Below are 14,934 nucleotides of genomic sequence, written 5' to 3'. Positions count from 1 at the left end.
TCCGGCAGTTACCCGGGGTCCCCGGCCGCCGCGGCAATGGCCTGGCGAAGTGCGGCAAACCTGGCACTTTCCTTCCCGATGCTGGCCACCTCCCGGGGCACATACCCGGCAGCCTCAAAGTCACCGTCCAGTGCCGCACAGGCCTGCCGGAAGCGCCCAATCGCGGCGTAGAACGCCTGCCGCCGGGGTGACCGTTCCGCCGCGGACTGTTCCGTGGACCCGCAAAAATAAGAGATGTACTGCTTGGCCTGCATGGGTACGGGCACGTCCTCGCACAGTTCCCGCAGCTCCCCCGCGGCTTCCTCGAGTTCCTCACGGCGTGCTTCCGGGTCAAGTCCAGTCATGCTTCCATCATGCACCAGCTACGGCCCCACGTTCGCCGATGCCGGCTGCACCGGTTCCCGCGCCGGTTCCTGCGCAGCTTGCTGAGCCGCTTCCCGCGCGGCGGCGGCATTCGCGCGGGCGCGTCCCCGGGCCGCCCCCAGCACCAGGTACACCACCGCTCCGGTCAACACGCCCCAAAACGGTGCCACGACGCCAAAGGGCGCAATGCCCGAAGCGGTGACGATCAGGGTGGCAAAGGCGGCCTCGACCGCGGCCGGTCCCTTGCGCTCCGTCTTGAGCATGTCCAGCATGGACGACTGCAGGGCCCCCAACAGGGCCACCCCTGCCATGGCCGTGATGAGCTCACGGGGAACCGCCGCAAACAGGTCAAGGATGGTGGAACTGAACAAGCCAAAGCCGATGAAGAACACGCCGCCGGCGGCCCCGGCAACATAACGTTTCGCGGGATCCTCGTGGGCCTCGCGGCCACAACAGATTCCAGCCGTAATCGCCGCCAGGTTGATCGCATGGGAACCGAACGGCGCAAAAAGCACACTGGCCACGGAACTTCCGCCGAGCAGCAGCCTGTCATTGGGCTCGTAGCCACTGGTCCGCATCATGACCAGGCCCGGCCCGTTCTGGCCGGCCATGGTCACAATGAGCAGGGGAATGGAAATGCCCATGACGGCCTGGATTGAAAACGTGGGAAGAGTGAACACCGGCTGGGTCAGTGCAAGCGTCAGCTCGGGGCTGTGTGCCTGCCCCACCGCCACGGACAAGAAAACGCCCGCTCCCAGCGCCACCGGCACTGCGTACTTCGGGCACAGGCGGCGGGCCACAAAATAAGCGGCCACGAGTCCGCCGGCAACCACCGGGGAGGCCAGCACGGCACCGGTGGCATTGAGCACGAAGGGCAGCAGCACCCCGGCCAGGACCGCGGCCAGGATCGGCCGGGGAACCGCGGCCAGCAGACGGCCAAACAATCCGGTCAGGCTGAGCACCAGTCCCAGCAGGCCGGCCACAATGTAGGCGCCAACGGCATCGGAAAAGCTGTAGTTTCCCAGCACCGTCAGCAGCAGCGCCGAGCCGGGAACCGACCAGGCCACCACGACGGGCTGCCGGGTGAACAGGCTGAGCACCAGGCCCACGATCCCGCTGCCCACCGAGACTGCCCAGACCCATGAAGCGGTCTGTGGCTGGCTCAGGCCGGCCCTTTGGGCGGCCTGCAGGATGACCAGCATCGGACCGGCATAGGAAACCGCCACCGCGATGAGTCCGGCACAGACGGCACTGAGCGAAAGATCGCCCAGCAGCCCGGGGGCCCTGCCTCGGACGGCGGCTCCCGCCTTTTTGCGTTCCGGCACGATGTGGCCGCCTTTCCGATGGTGGGAAACCGGTCGCAGCTGCGCCCCGGGCGGCGCGTGGCCGGACAGAAGTTGCGGGGCACGGACCGTGTCCGGCCCAACGTTACGGTGCCGGGGAAACACAGACAAATACCAAAAAAGTCATGATTCATACCTGAAACACACTATTGAGGAACCCCTGGCCAAGCCTAGGCATATGTCTAGTGTGAGGTGCCCCACATGATGTCAAGGTGGACTCCATGGTCTTTCCACCCATCGGGTGGACCAGGGCGTCAGCGCCACTACGAAGGATGGAGCACACCATGACTGAAACTTTAGACACCGTCTCGGCCCTGCTGGACGACGCACTCGTCGACAGCCCGGAGACCGGCAAATTCCGCGCCAACCGAAGCATCTTCACCGACGAGGAAATCTTCGAGCTTGAGATGAAGCACATTTGGGAAGGCAACTGGGTGTACCTGGCCCACGAATCCCAGATCCCCAACGTCGGTGACTACCTCACCACCAACATCGGCCGTCAGCCGATTGTCATTTCGCGCAACAAGGAGGGCGTGCTCAACGCCATCATCAATGCCTGCAGCCACCGCGGGGCGATGCTTTGCCGCCGGAAGACCGACAACCGCACCACCTTCACGTGCCCGTTCCATGGCTGGACCTTCAACAACTCCGGCAAGCTGCTCAAGGTCAAGGACTCCCGCGGCGCCGGCTACCCCGAGGGGTTCAACAAGGAAGGCTCGCACGACCTGACCAAGGTGGCGCGCTTCGAATCCTACCGCGGCTTCCTCTTTGGTTCACTGCGCGAGGACGTCAAGCCCCTGGAAGAACACCTGGGCGAATCCACCAAGATCATCGACATGATCGTGGACCAGTCCCCGGAGGGCCTTGAAGTCCTGCGTGGTTCCTCCACCTACACCTACGACGGCAACTGGAAGCTCCAGGCTGAAAACGGCGCCGACGGCTACCACGTCTCCGCCACCCACTGGAACTACGCGGCCACGCAGGCGCGCCGCGCGTCCGGCGAGTCCAGCAACGAGACCAAGACCATGGACGCCGGCGGCTGGGACAAGCAGGAAGGCGGCTACTACTCCTTCGAGAACGGCCACCTGCTGCTGTGGACCCAATGGCTGGATCCTGCCAACCGCCCCCTGGCCGAGAAGCGCGACGAACTGGTTGCAGCCCACGGCGAGGCGAAGGCCGACTGGATGATCGGCATCTCCCGCAACCTCTGCCTCTACCCGAACGTGTACCTGATGGACCAGTTCTCCTCGCAGATCCGCCAGTTCCGCCCGGTCGCCGTGGACAAGACCGAGGTCACCATCTACTGCATCGCCCCCAAGGGCGAGTCCGACGAAGCCCGCGCCAACCGCATTCGCCAGTATGAGGACTTCTTCAATGCCTCCGGCATGGCCACCCCGGACGACCTGGAGGAATTCCGCTCCTGCCAGAAGACCTACATGGCCACCGCCGCCAAGTGGAACGACCTCTCCCGCGGCCAGGCCCACCAGATCACCGGCGCTGACGAGAACGCCAGGAAGATCGGCCTCGAGCCAATCTCCAGCGGGGCGCGCACCGAGGACGAGGGCCTGTACCCGATCCAGCACGGCTACTGGCTCAAGACCATGCGCAACGCCGTTGCCACCGAACAAGCCGCCGCAGCGAACTAGACGTAAGGAAGCACACCATGACCGCCATAGCCACCACCGAGTTCCAGGCCAGCACCGGAACGGTGACACTTCAGGACGTCAAGCAGTTCCTCTACCAGGAGTCCCGTTTCCTGGACGACCGCGACTTCGACCGATGGATCGACTGCTACCACCCCGAGGCCACTTTCTGGATGCCCGCCTGGGCCGACGACGATGCGCTCACCGAGGACCCCCAGCGGGAGATCTCGCTGATCTACTACGCCAACCGCGGCGGCCTGGAAGACCGCGTTTTCCGCATCAAGACCGACCGCTCCTCGGCCACCAGCCTGCCCGAGCCCCGCACCGGGCACAACGTGACCAACGTGGAAATCGTTGCCAGTGACGGCGACAGGGTCGATGTACGTTTCAACTGGTTCACCCTGTACTACCGCTACCAGAATGTCGACACCTACTTTGGCACCTCGTTCTACACCATCGACTATTCCGGCACCCAGCCGGTGATCATGGCCAAGAAGGTTGTGTTGAAGAACGACTTCATCCACCACGTCGTGGACATTTACCACATCTAACCAGTCCCCGTCCCGTGAAGGGGCCCGGACTGGTTGCGGGGGCGGCGACGCCCCCGCAACATTTCCAGGTACCAACGGCCGTACCACCTGCACTATTTTGAAAAGAGCCCCCCTCATGACCTATCAGGTTGCCCTCGCCTTCGAGGACGGCATTACCCGGTTCATTAAAGTTGGACCGCGCGAAACCGTTGCCGACGCCTCCTACAAGGCCCGCATCAATATTCCGCTGGACTGCCGCGACGGCGCCTGCGGCACCTGCAAGTCCTTCTGCGAGTCCGGAAAATTCGACGGCGGGGACTACATCGACGAAGCCCTCACCGAAGACGAGGCCGAAGCCGGCTACTGCCTGCCGTGCCAGATGGTCCCCGAGTCCGACCTCGTGCTGCAGATCCCCACCACGTCCGACGTCGCGAAGACCGCCGCAACCACCTACTCCTCGACGTTGACCGAGATCCGCCGCATCTCCGAAACCACCTACGCCTTCAGCCTTCACGTCGAAAACCGGGGGGACCTGAATTTCCTGCCCGGCCAGTACGTGAACATTGAGGTTCCGGGCTCGGGCGGGCAGACCCGCTCCTACTCCTTCAGCTCCGGCCCGGAAGTGGAGACGGTCTCCTTCCTGATCCGCATCACCGACGGCGGATTGATGTCCACCTACATGCGCGACGTGGCCCAGGTCGGGGACGCCATCAATTTCACCGGCCCGATGGGCAGCTTCTTCCTTCGCGAGCCCAAGCGCACCTCCCTGCTGCTGGCCGGCGGCACCGGCCTGGCCCCGCTGCTGGCCATCCTGGAGAAACTTTCCGGCATGTCGAACCCGCACCCGGTCCACCTCATCTACGGGGTCAACACCGACACCGACCTGGTCGAAATCGACGTCCTCGAGGACTACCGGGCGCGCATCGAAGGCTTCACCTTCGATACCGTCGTCGGCGACCCGGCCAGCAGCGCGGAAAAGAAGGGCTACGTCACCAACCACTTCCAGCCGCACCACCTGGCCGACGGGGACGTGGACATCTACCTCTGTGGCCCGACGCCCATGGTCGAGGGTGTCCGCCGCCATCTGGAGGGGGAGGGCATCAAGCCGCAGAACTTCTACTTCGAGAAGTTCGCCCTGGCGGTTGTCCCCGACGCCGCCCCCGCACCGCAGGCGCCGGCTGCCGCAGCTCCGGCAGCGGAAGCAGCAGAGCCGCCGTCCACCCTGCCCGCCTATGAAATCGGCGAGGAGCACGCAACATTCCAGGCGCAATTCGACGCCCGCATGGCCTTGGAACTGGCCATCGTTGAACTGACCATGGGCAAGCTGACGCCCGAGCAACTGGTCGAGTTCAAGGTCCTGGCCCAATTGGCCGGCAAGACCCTGGACGGCGAGAAGTTCGTGAACGCCGAGGAATTCACCGTCACCAACGAGGCATTCCACCAGTTCCTGTTCAGCTGCGTCGGCAACGAACACCTGTTGCAGGCCTACAACCGCCTCGAGGTCCCCGCCACCATGGCCAAGGTCCTGCGCCAGGAGCACTGGATTGACGGGGCCGTGGACGCCGACCACCTTCAGATCGTTGCCGCGTTTGAAAACAACGACCTGGCCGGCGCCCGCAAGGCGATCATGGCCCACAACGAGCACGCCAAGGCAACCATGGCCGCAGCCTCCAAGGCGGGTGCCAAGTGAGCGCCAACGCGAACGCCGACGGCGCGAACGCCACTGCGGCCGCCGGCCTGCCCACGTCCTTCCACGCGGACCGGTTCTCCGGCAAGGTCGTGATGGTCACCGGTGCCGCCCAAGGCATTGGCTGGGCCGTGGCCCGCCGCATTGCCGCCGAGGGCGGGGAACTGGTGCTGGTTGACCGGTCCCCGCAGGTCCACACGGTGGCCGAGGGCCTGCGCAGCCACGGCGTGCACGCGCTGAGCGTGACCGCCGACCTGGAGGCCTTCGAGGGTGCGATGTCCGCGGTCGTCGCCGCACTCACCGAACACGACCGGATCGATGTGCTCGTCAACAACGTCGGCGGAACCATCTGGGCCAAGCCGTTCGAGCACTACTCCCCTGAGGAAATTCACCGGGAAATCCAGCGCTCGCTTTTCCCGACCCTGTGGATGTGCCGTGCGGTGTTCCCTGAAATGATCAAGGCCGGCGGCGGCACCATCGTCAATGTCTCCTCCGTGGCGACGCGCGGGGTCAACCGCGTCCCCTATGGCGCGGCCAAGGGCGGGGTCAAGGCCATCACCTCGGCCCTCGCAATGGAGGGCGCTGCCCATTCCATCCGTGTGGTGGCGACGGCACCCGGCGGCACCGAGGCACCCGAACGTGTCGTCAAGCGGGGCCCGGCCCCCGAAGGCGAACAGGAAAAGGCCTGGTACCAGCAAATCGTGGACCAGACCGTCGACTCCTCGTTGATGAAACGCTATGGCAACCTTGACGAACAGGCCGGTCCCATCGCGTTCCTGGCCTCCGATGAGGCGTCCTACATCACCGGAAGCGTCCTTCCGGTGGCCGGAGGGGACCTGGGCTAGCAGGTACTTCCCTTCCCCACGCATGGGGCGGCCTGTGGCCGCCCCATGCGGCATTTTCAGCACCCAGCCATTCCACGGCCCGCCGTCCGGAGCCAACTTTCCGGGCTACGGCCTCCACACCGCAGGCACCCGCCTGTGGAGCTTGTTCGTGCCCAGACACCCGCACAATGCCGTGCGCCCGGGCCCATGAGTCAACGGAGCAAATCGTGAAATCACCGGACCAACGTGCCGCCAGGAAACAACAAAGCACCATCCTCTGGGTGGTGGCCATAGCAGCCCTCGCCCTCGTGTTCGACGGATATGACCTCGTGGTCTACGGAACTGTGGTTTCCACGCTGCTGGGCGATCCAACCCAGCTCGGCGAGATCGGTCCGGCCACCGCCGGCGTCCTGGGCAGTTGGGCGCTTCTGGGCGTCATGGTCGGCGCGTTGGCCACGGGCGCCATTGGGGACTACCTCGGGCGCCGCAAGATCATGATCACCGGCATCACCTGGTTCTCCCTGGGCATGGGCCTGACCGCACTCGCCCCCAACGTCATGGCGTTTGGCGCCCTGCGTTTCGCCACCGGGCTGGGGGTCGGCGCACTGGTCGCGACCGCTGGCGCGATCGTGGCCGAGTTCGCCCCCCAGGGCAGGCGCAACTACTACAACGCCATCGTCTACTCCGGCGTCCCGGTGGGCGGGGTGCTGGCGTCGCTGCTGGCCATTGTCCTGTTGGACGCCGTCGGCTGGCGCGGGCTCTTTCTCATCGGCGCCACACCCATTCTCTTCCTGCTGCCCATGGCCCTGGCCAAGCTGCCGGAATCCCCCGAGTGGCTGATGGCCCGCGGCCGCACCGAGGACGCCCGGCGCGTCTCGATCCGCGCAGGTGTCCCGGTCCCCGTCCCGGAGGCCGCCGCCGCCACTGCCAAGGCACCGGTTTCCGCATCCTCCGGTGCCAAGATCGGCTTCCGCGCCCTGGCGACCCGGAAATATGCGCTGCCCACCATCCTGCTGGGCCTGATGAGCTTCGCCGGACTGATGCTGACCTATGGCCTGAACACCTGGCTCCCGCAGATCATGTCCCAGTTCGGCTACGGCAAGTCCTACTCGCTCGCTTTCCTGCTGGTGCTTAATGCCGGTGCCGTCTTCGGCGGGTTGGTTGCCTCCCTGGGCGCCGACCGAATCGGTGCGAAGCGCGTGGTGGCCACGACCTTCTTCCTTGCCGCGGTGGCCATGGCACTGCTGACCATGCAGCTTCCCCTCGGCATCCTGCTCGGGCTGGTTGCGGTGGCAGGCGTGGGCACCATCGGCACACAGGTGCTGATCTACGGTTTCGTCTCCAACTATTACAACAGCGCCGCACGTGGCGCCGGGGTTGCCTGGTGTGCAGGGTTTGGGCGGCTGGGCGGCATCTTCGGCCCACTCATTGGCGGGTTGCTGATGGCGGCGGGCGTCCAAAACCACATCGCCTTCTACGTCTTCGCCGCAGTTGCTATCGTTGGTGCATTGGTGACAGCCTTTGTCCCATTGCACCACTCCGAGACCAAGCTGCCGGCCGCCCCTGCGGCCGTGGCCGCCGCGTCCAGATGACCACAGGCCGGGTGAAATACCGGCGGTGGGGCTGCCCGGACAACGTTGGCCGGGCAGCCCCGGCCACACCTAGTGAAAGGCTGGAAACGGCGCCTCCATGCACCAACAACGATCGCAGGCGTTCCTGGCACGGCTGTTGCACCTGGCCGAGTCCGGCGCCGCCCAGTTGGTGGTGGTCAGGGGTCCGGCCGGCTGCGGCAAAAGCACGCTGGTCCGGCGTTTCCTGGACACCAACAAGCATCTGGCCACCTGGAACTCCGCCGGTGCCCGCTGGGAAAGCGGCATCCCGGGTTCCGCCCTTCAGGAGCTGCTCCCCCCGGCCCCGGAAGCGCCCGACGTCGCGCTGGGTGACAGGCTGCTCGCCTTCCTCCAGGAGGCCGGCAAACACACCGGCATCCTGGTGGTCGAGAACCTGCAGTGGACGGATGGCCAGTCGCTGGCCGCGCTGCTCTTTGCCTGGCGGCGGCTCCGGGCCGAAAAGCTGCTTCTGGTCCTCACCCTCCGCGAGGAGGAAGCCGCCTTCATGCCGCATGGCGCACGCGAGTTGCTCGAAGCCGCACACGGCACCACGCTCGAGCTGGAGCCTCCCACCCCGGCCGGTCTCCAGGAGATTGCCGCTTCGCGCCTTGGGGCCGAACTCTCGGCGGCCGCGGCCGACCAACTGTTGGCCTACACCGCCGGCAACATCGAGACCGCACTGGAGCTGATCCGCGAAAATCCCGGGCACACCTGGAACCAGCTCAACCAACGCTTTCCCGCGCCCCGGGCAGTGGCCGCCGAGGTGGCCGGGCTGCTTGAAACCCTCTCGGTCCCGGCCCGCACCTTCATCGAGGCGGCAGCCGTCCTCGGCCGGCAGCCGCGCCTGGACATGGTCGTCGCGCTGTCCGCCGCCGGGGATCCCCTGCCGCTGATAGAGGAATGCGTGTCAACGAAACTGGTGGAGGTGGCCGGCAGCGGCGGAAACCTCTCCGTGCGTTTCAGCGGGCACATCCACCAGATGGCCGTCTATCATTTGATCCCGCTCTCGCGGCGCCTCGCACTGCATGCCGCCGCTGCTGCCCTGGGCGAGTTTGCGGGCGATCCCCTGGCCCACCGGGCCGATGCCACGCTGCTCTCCGACCCGGGCCTGGCCCACCAGCTCGAAAGCCGCGCCCAGGAGCAGTCTGCCCGCGGGGAATGGTCCTCGGCTGCGGCCTCCCTGCACCGCGCGGCACAACTTGCCACGGATGCCTCCCAACGCGGGCCCCTCCTGCTCAGGGCCGTCGATGCCACGGTGGCCGCCGGTGAGCTGCCCCGCGCCCTCTCCTTTGCCGGGGAACTGGCCGCCATGGCCAGCAGCCCCACCCGGGACCTGCTGTCCGGCTACATCGCCATTCTCCAGGGCAGGTCGCTGACCGCCGACCGCTGGCTCACCAGGGCCTGGGCCGGGGCCGAGCAGACCGGGGACACCGAGCTCATGGCCACCGTTGCCCAGCGCCGCGTCCTGCACTCGCTGGGCCGGCTGGAAGGGGACGCGCTGGTCGAATGGGCCGAGCGGACGGCAGAACTCAGCGCCCCTGAAAGCACGCTGTCCGTGGAGGCCTCAGCCATCCAGGGACTGGGCCTGGGCATGCTGGGCCGAAGGCGTGCCGGCGAGGACATCCTGACGCGCATGCTTTCCGCCCTGCCGTCGGGCGCCCAGCGCCAACGCGCCGAAATGGCCATGGGCTGGCTGCACGTGGCCGGGGACCAAATTGAGACTGCCCGCCACGAACTGGCCAATTCCAGCTCCACGGACTTCAGCGAGGGTTCCCACCGCATCGCCCTGTGGGCCCGTGCCTGGCTGGCCAGGGCCCACTATGCCGCCGGGGACTGGGACCAGGCGCTGGAAACCCTGCGCACCGGTGTCGCCCTCCAGGAAAAGTCGGGCATCGAACTGATGCGTCCGCTGCTCCACCTCACCGCGGTGCAGATCCACTCGATGCGCGGGGAACCGCTCGAAGTCGAGGGCCACCTTGCGAAGGCCTGGGCGCGGACCGGCAGCTACGAGGTCATGCAGGTGCCCTACCGCATGGCCCGGGCTGCGGCCGCCCGCGCCCGGGCGGACTATGACGAGGTCATCCTGGCGCTGGAACCGTTGCTGGCAATGGACCGCTCGCACGGCATCGACGAACCTGGGTTCTGGCCGTGGCACGACGTCTACGCCGACGCGCTGGTGCGCAAGGAGCGCCTGGACGAGGCGGGGGAATTCCTGGCTCCGCTGCTGGCGCAGGCCCGGAAGCGCAGGCACCGCTCCAGCATCGCCCGCCTGCTGGTGGTGCGCGCCCAGCTGTTGGCGGCACGCGGCGACCTGGAAGGGACGCACGATTGTTTTGAGGAAGCGCTCACCTCGTTGCAGGGCCTGACCCTGCCGGTGGTGCGGGCCAACGTTGAATACTCGTACGGGCAGTCGCTGCGCCGTGCGGGAAAGCGCGGAGACGCTGTCGGGCCGCTGACGCGTGCGCTGGCCGGCTACACCCAGTTGGGCGCCACCATCTACATCGAGCGGTGCAACCGCGAGTTGCAGGCCACCGGCATCAGTGTTCCGCGCCGGGACACTGCCGACTGGTCCACCCTGACCGCCCAGGAAAAAGCTGTCGCGGCGCTGGTGTGTGCCGGGGCGAGCAACAGGAAGGCCGCCGAGGAATTGTTTATCGGGACAAAGACCGTCCAGTACCACCTGACGCGGATCTACGCGAAGCTGGGCGTGGCCTCACGCACCGAGCTCGCGGCCCGCTACCGCGACTCCGACAAGTAGGCCAAGGCCGCCACGACGGTGCGCAATGTCAGTGCCGGTGGGTGCCTAGCGGCTGGAAGGACTGTGCACCGGCAAACCAGCTTTCACCCCGGCGCTCCCCGAGCTGTTCACCGAGGCGGTGGAACACACCCGCGTGAAAGATCAGCGGGGCGGCATCGCAGACTGTCAGCGAGCGGACTTCGCCGACCACAATGACGTGGTCGCCGCCGTCGTAGTTGTTCCAGGCCCGGCATTCCAGCGTGGCGGCATTGCCTGCCAGCACCGGGACCCCGCCGCGAAGGTCCCATTCCGGCCGGCCGTGCGTGGGCCGGCCGGCAAAGTGCCGGGCCACCTCCAACTGCCCCTCCGAGAGGATGTTGATGGCGAAGGACGATCCGTCCAGGTGCCGGGCTGTCCGGGAACTGCGCGTCAACGTGATCTGGGCCAGCGGCGGATCCATCGAGACGGCTGCGAAGGCGGTCACCATGGCGCCGTAGGGCTTGCCGTCGGTGCCTTGGGTGGTGACCACTGTGACGCCGGTGGCGAACCGGCCGAAGGCGCTGCGCAATTGGCGGGCATCCATGGTGGCCCGCACGGCTTCCTGGGTCATGGCTGGTCCTCTTTCACGTCGATGCACCCCTGGGGTGCGTGGGCCTGGTTCTTGGGCCTTCCCGGCGGCGTGGGCCGTGGGACTGCCGGGGAATGGGAACGGCGGGGCTCCCGGACATTTCGCCGGGAACCCCGCCGTCGCGACAGGCCGAAGGCTACTTGGCTTCGGGGTCGAGCACGAAGTCGTAGGTGACCTGCTTGCCGTTGCCGGACTCGGCCGGCTGGATGTCAAGCAGGAGTTCCGGCTTCACCGCGGTGGCGATGTCGTCGTCATTGTGCGCGTCGCCCGGGAAGTAAAGCTGTGCGGTCAGCAGTTCGTGGCCGGGGGCCGAGACCTTGAGGTGCAGGTGGGCCGGGCGCCATGCGTGCCAGCCGGCAGCGGCAATGAGCTGTCCGCAGGCACCGTCGGTCGGGATCTGGTACGGGGCCGGCTGCATGGTGTCGATCTGGAATTTGCCCTCCGCGTCGGCAATGAACGTGCCGCGCAGGTTCCACTCCGGGATGTTCGGGGCGAACTGGGAGTAGAAGCCCTCTTCGTCGGCGTGCCACAGCTCAATTTTGGCGTTCTTCAGCGCGGAACCGTCGGTGGAACGGACCTGGCCCTGGAACAGCAGCGGCGTGCCCTTCTCATCGTCGCGCATGGAGATCTTGGCCGGGGAGTCCTGCGACGGGGAGCCGGGGACGTAGTACGGACCCTCGATGGAGCCCTTGTTGCCTTCGCGGTGGCTGGTCGCAACGTCCTCAACGGAGTGTTCGAGCCAGACGTCCAGGAACAGCGGCCATTCGCCGTCGTCGCCGACCTTGATCAGCCAGGCCTTCAGGGCGTTGAACTCGTCATAGCTCACGCGCTCTTCGAGCACGATGTCGTTGGCGGCCTTGATGAGCTTGCTGGCCAGCAGGTTGACGCGCTCGACGTCGGCGGCGATCGCGCCGGTCTTGCCGGACTGGCGGAAGCGGTCGGTGGCCGCGTTCCCTGAAGCTGCGGCGCTTGCCGTGGTCTCGGTGGTCATGGTTACTCCTTCGTAATCTCCTGCTGGAGGGGTTTTGGTGTGCTGGGACTAAATCACATGGTGCCGTGATGGTTGTCACAGCGGCTTTCCATGCATTCAATCTATGCCTCTTATTGAGCCGTGTGAAATACTTTTTTCCGCCTGATTCAGATGTTTTACATATCAGTCGGCGGGGATGGCAAGCCCGTCCGCCCGATTAGCGGATCGAATTCGGGTGCTTGGCGAGCGGGGTGACCTTGATGCGCATGTAGGGGTACATGGGGAAGCCGCTGAGGATCTGGTGCAGCTCGTCATTGGACTCGACGTCGAACAGGGAATGGTTTGCGTATTCCCCCACGATTCGCCAGATGCCTGCCATCTTTCCGCTGCGCTGCAATTGTCCCGAGTACTCCTTCTCACGGACCTGGAAGTCCGCAATTTGCGCCTCGGTCAGGTGGGCCGGGAACGATACGTCCATGCGGGCGAGGAATTTCATGCTGTTCTCCTGGATAGGGCGTGGTTGGAGGTTAGTTTTGGCGGTAGCGCGCGAGCTTGTCTTCGTCGATGCCGGCACCGACACCCGGCACGTTGCGCACGGAGATCCGTCCGCCGCTGATCCGGATGGGTTCGGCGATCAGGTCGTCCGACATGTCCAGGAAGTTGGACAGTTCCCCGGCGCTGCGGGTGGTGGCCTCGTGGGCGGCGCCGAAGGTGACGGTGGCCAGCGATCCGATTTGGGTGTCGATCTGGTTGCCCATGGTGACATCCACACCCAGTCCGGCGCACAGGCCCAGGATTTGCCCGGCCTCGGTGAATCCGCTGCGGGCGGTCTTGATGCAGATCGCGTTCGATCCCCCGGCGAGCAGTTCGCGTGAGACGTCCCCGGCCGTGGGAACCGACTCGTCGCCGACGATCGGGATCGGCGACTTCTCCACGAGCCTGCGGCGGCTCATGGCCTCCTTGGCGTCGCACGGCTCCTCAAGCTTGGTCAGGCCCAGGCCCTCGGTACGGCGCAGCACCTCAAGCGCCTCGTTGGCGGTCCAGCCGCGGTTGGCGTCCAGGTAGATCTCCACGTCGTCGCCCAGCCCGGCGCGCAGCACATGGCAGGCCTCGATGTCCAGGGCCAGCGGACGGCGCCCCACCTTCAGCTTGAAGGTGGTGATGCCGTAATCCTCGCCAAAGCGCAGCGCCTCCTCGAGCAGTTCCTCCGCAGGGCGGAAACCGAGCATGTGCGAGACGCGCATGGAATCGGCATAGCCGCCGAGCAGCTTGTGGACGGGGGTGCCCAGGGCCTTGCCCAGCAGGTCCCACAGCGCAATGTCAATGGCACCCTTGGCAACCTGGTTGTGGATGGTCCGGTCCAGCACCTCGTGCACCTTGCCGCGGTCCAGCGGGTCAAGTCCGATCAGTTGCGGGGAGAAGACCTTGTCGATGATGGACATGATCGAGTCCTGGGTTTCCCCGTAGGTGTAGGGGCGCGGCGGGGCGTCCGCCTCGCCGATGAGGCCGTCGTCGGAGTGGATGCGCACCAGCACGTGTTCGGCATCGGTGACCTCCCCGCTGGCAAATTTCAGCGGGTGGGCATAGGGGATTGAATAGGGGATCGCTTCGATGCGTTGGATCTTCACGACGGGTTTCCTTCCGTGGGGGCGGGGGTCTCAAAAAGGTCCAGGAACTTGTTCAGCAGGGCTGTCTCGCTGCCCGTCTTCCACGCCACGGCCAGGTCGACGGCGGGCGCGTGCCGCAATTGGCGGAAAACGATGCCCTGGAGGGCAAACATGCGCCGGGCAGTGGGGACCAGGGCCACGCCCATGCCGGCGGCGACGAAGGAGAGCAGGGTGGAGGTCTCGCGGGTTTCCTGCACGACCTGGGGGCTGAAGCCGGCCTGGCGGCAGGCTTCGGTGGAGATGGCGTTGACCGCGGACGTCAGCGGATAGGCAATGAACGCCTCCCCGGCCAGGTCCGCGAGGTCCAGCAGCCCGCGGGAGGCCAGTTCATGGTCTTCGGGCAGTGCCACGACCAATTCGTCCTTCTCCAGGAATTTCAGGCTCAACTGGTTTGACCGGATCGGCGGGCGCAGCACGGCCACGTCCACGCGCTGCTCCTCCAGGGCGATTTCCATTTCCGGGGTAAGCATTTCCCCATGGACGCTCAGGCGCAGGCCGGGCATGTACTGGCGCGCCGACTGCACAATCAGGGGCATCAGCCGGTAGGTCGCCGTGCCGGAAACCCCGACCCGCAGGACGCCGCTGGCGCCCTCCCCCACGAGCTTGACGTCCTGTTCGAGCTTGTCGATCTCCGCCAGCAGCAGGCGGGCGCGGGCCAGCAGCAGCTTTCCGGCCTCGGTGAGGTCCACCTTGCGCGTGGTGCGCACCAGCAGCTGGGTGCCCAGCTGCTCCTCCAGCTGCTTGATTTGTTGCGACAGCGGAGGCTGCGCCATGTGCAGGCGCTGTGCGGCGCGGCCGAAGTGCCGTGCCTCGGCCACGGCAATGAAGTAACGCATCTGACGCACTTCCACGTCGTCCACCCTCCGGTCGTGGGCACCGTTGTGCTCCACTGCCAGATTAGGACGCAAAGATTACTTATGAGAAATACATAT

13 protein-coding genes are annotated in these 14,934 nt (G+C 66.1%); 6 read left to right on the top strand and 7 right to left on the bottom strand.

The window, feature by feature from the left end; all coding sequences use genetic code 11:
* Positions 1 to 8: 8 nt before the first annotated feature.
* Both MMF96_RS01445 and MMF96_RS01440 read right to left on the bottom strand, forming a co-directional pair.
* Positions 9 to 344: a hypothetical protein gene (locus tag MMF96_RS01445; protein ID WP_176615252.1), complete on the bottom strand. Its 336-nt coding sequence runs from the start codon at positions 342 to 344 to the stop codon at positions 9 to 11.
* Between the two features lie 18 nt (positions 345 to 362).
* Positions 363 to 1,688: a benzoate/H(+) symporter BenE family transporter gene (locus MMF96_RS01440; RefSeq protein ID WP_176615253.1), complete on the bottom strand. Its 1,326-nt coding sequence runs from the start codon at positions 1,686 to 1,688 to the stop codon at positions 363 to 365.
* Positions 1,689 to 1,990: 302 nt separating this feature from the next.
* Between MMF96_RS01440 and benA the strand changes: the two genes are divergently transcribed.
* From benA to MMF96_RS01410, 6 genes are all read left to right on the top strand, one after another.
* Complete coding sequence (gene benA, locus MMF96_RS01435; protein ID WP_176615254.1) at positions 1,991 to 3,352, top strand: benzoate 1,2-dioxygenase large subunit; 1,362 nt, start codon at positions 1,991 to 1,993, stop codon at positions 3,350 to 3,352.
* Positions 3,353 to 3,369: 17 nt separating this feature from the next.
* The gene (gene benB / locus MMF96_RS01430) at positions 3,370 to 3,900 is read left to right on the top strand and encodes a benzoate 1,2-dioxygenase small subunit (RefSeq protein WP_176615255.1); all 531 of its coding nucleotides are present in this window, start codon (positions 3,370 to 3,372) and stop codon (positions 3,898 to 3,900) included.
* 115 nt (positions 3,901 to 4,015) lie between these two features.
* Positions 4,016 to 5,569: a benzoate 1,2-dioxygenase electron transfer component BenC gene (gene benC / locus MMF96_RS01425; RefSeq protein WP_256882290.1), complete on the top strand. Its 1,554-nt coding sequence runs from the start codon at positions 4,016 to 4,018 to the stop codon at positions 5,567 to 5,569.
* The gene (locus MMF96_RS01420; protein WP_309145211.1) at positions 5,566 to 6,411 is read left to right on the top strand and encodes a 1,6-dihydroxycyclohexa-2,4-diene-1-carboxylate dehydrogenase; all 846 of its coding nucleotides are present in this window, start codon (positions 5,566 to 5,568) and stop codon (positions 6,409 to 6,411) included. The genes benC and MMF96_RS01420 overlap by 4 nt, the downstream gene beginning before the upstream one ends.
* Positions 6,412 to 6,617: 206 nt before the next feature.
* Positions 6,618 to 7,982 (top strand): aromatic acid/H+ symport family MFS transporter, encoded by a 1,365-nt coding sequence (locus MMF96_RS01415; RefSeq protein ID WP_256882289.1) that lies wholly within the window; start codon positions 6,618 to 6,620, stop codon positions 7,980 to 7,982.
* Between the two features lie 97 nt (positions 7,983 to 8,079).
* Positions 8,080 to 10,758, top strand: coding sequence for a LuxR family transcriptional regulator (locus tag MMF96_RS01410; protein ID WP_256882288.1), 2,679 nt, complete (start codon positions 8,080 to 8,082; stop codon positions 10,756 to 10,758).
* 28 nt (positions 10,759 to 10,786) lie between these two features.
* Here MMF96_RS01410 and MMF96_RS01405 read toward each other — a convergent pair whose 3' ends face one another.
* The 5 genes from MMF96_RS01405 to MMF96_RS01385 form a co-directional block, all read right to left on the bottom strand.
* Positions 10,787 to 11,347 carry a flavin reductase family protein gene (locus MMF96_RS01405; protein ID WP_256882287.1) on the bottom strand — a complete coding sequence of 187 codons (561 nt, stop codon included), beginning with the start codon at positions 11,345 to 11,347 and terminating at the stop codon, positions 10,787 to 10,789.
* Between the two features lie 154 nt (positions 11,348 to 11,501).
* Entirely contained in the window at positions 11,502 to 12,356 is an 855-nt protein-coding gene (gene catA / locus MMF96_RS01400) for a catechol 1,2-dioxygenase (protein ID WP_256882286.1), read from the bottom strand.
* Between the two features lie 196 nt (positions 12,357 to 12,552).
* A complete protein-coding gene (gene catC / locus MMF96_RS01395; protein WP_176615261.1) occupies positions 12,553 to 12,831 on the bottom strand; it encodes a muconolactone Delta-isomerase in 279 nt (92 codons plus the stop codon).
* A 31-nt stretch (positions 12,832 to 12,862) separates the two neighbouring features.
* On the bottom strand, positions 12,863 to 13,963 hold the full coding sequence (locus MMF96_RS01390; RefSeq protein WP_256882285.1) for an enolase C-terminal domain-like protein: 1,101 nt from the start codon (positions 13,961 to 13,963) through the stop codon (positions 12,863 to 12,865).
* Complete coding sequence (locus MMF96_RS01385; RefSeq protein ID WP_256882284.1) at positions 13,960 to 14,892, bottom strand: LysR substrate-binding domain-containing protein; 933 nt, start codon at positions 14,890 to 14,892, stop codon at positions 13,960 to 13,962. The genes MMF96_RS01390 and MMF96_RS01385 overlap by 4 nt, the downstream gene beginning before the upstream one ends.
* Between the last annotated feature and the right edge of the window lie 42 nt (positions 14,893 to 14,934).

The organism is Arthrobacter sp. STN4 (assembly GCF_024539665.1).
Taxonomy (GTDB): Bacteria; Actinomycetota; Actinomycetes; order Actinomycetales; family Micrococcaceae; genus Specibacter.
The sequence above is the reverse complement of the archived record's forward strand: the minus strand, read 5'-3'. Positions and strand labels throughout refer to the sequence as shown.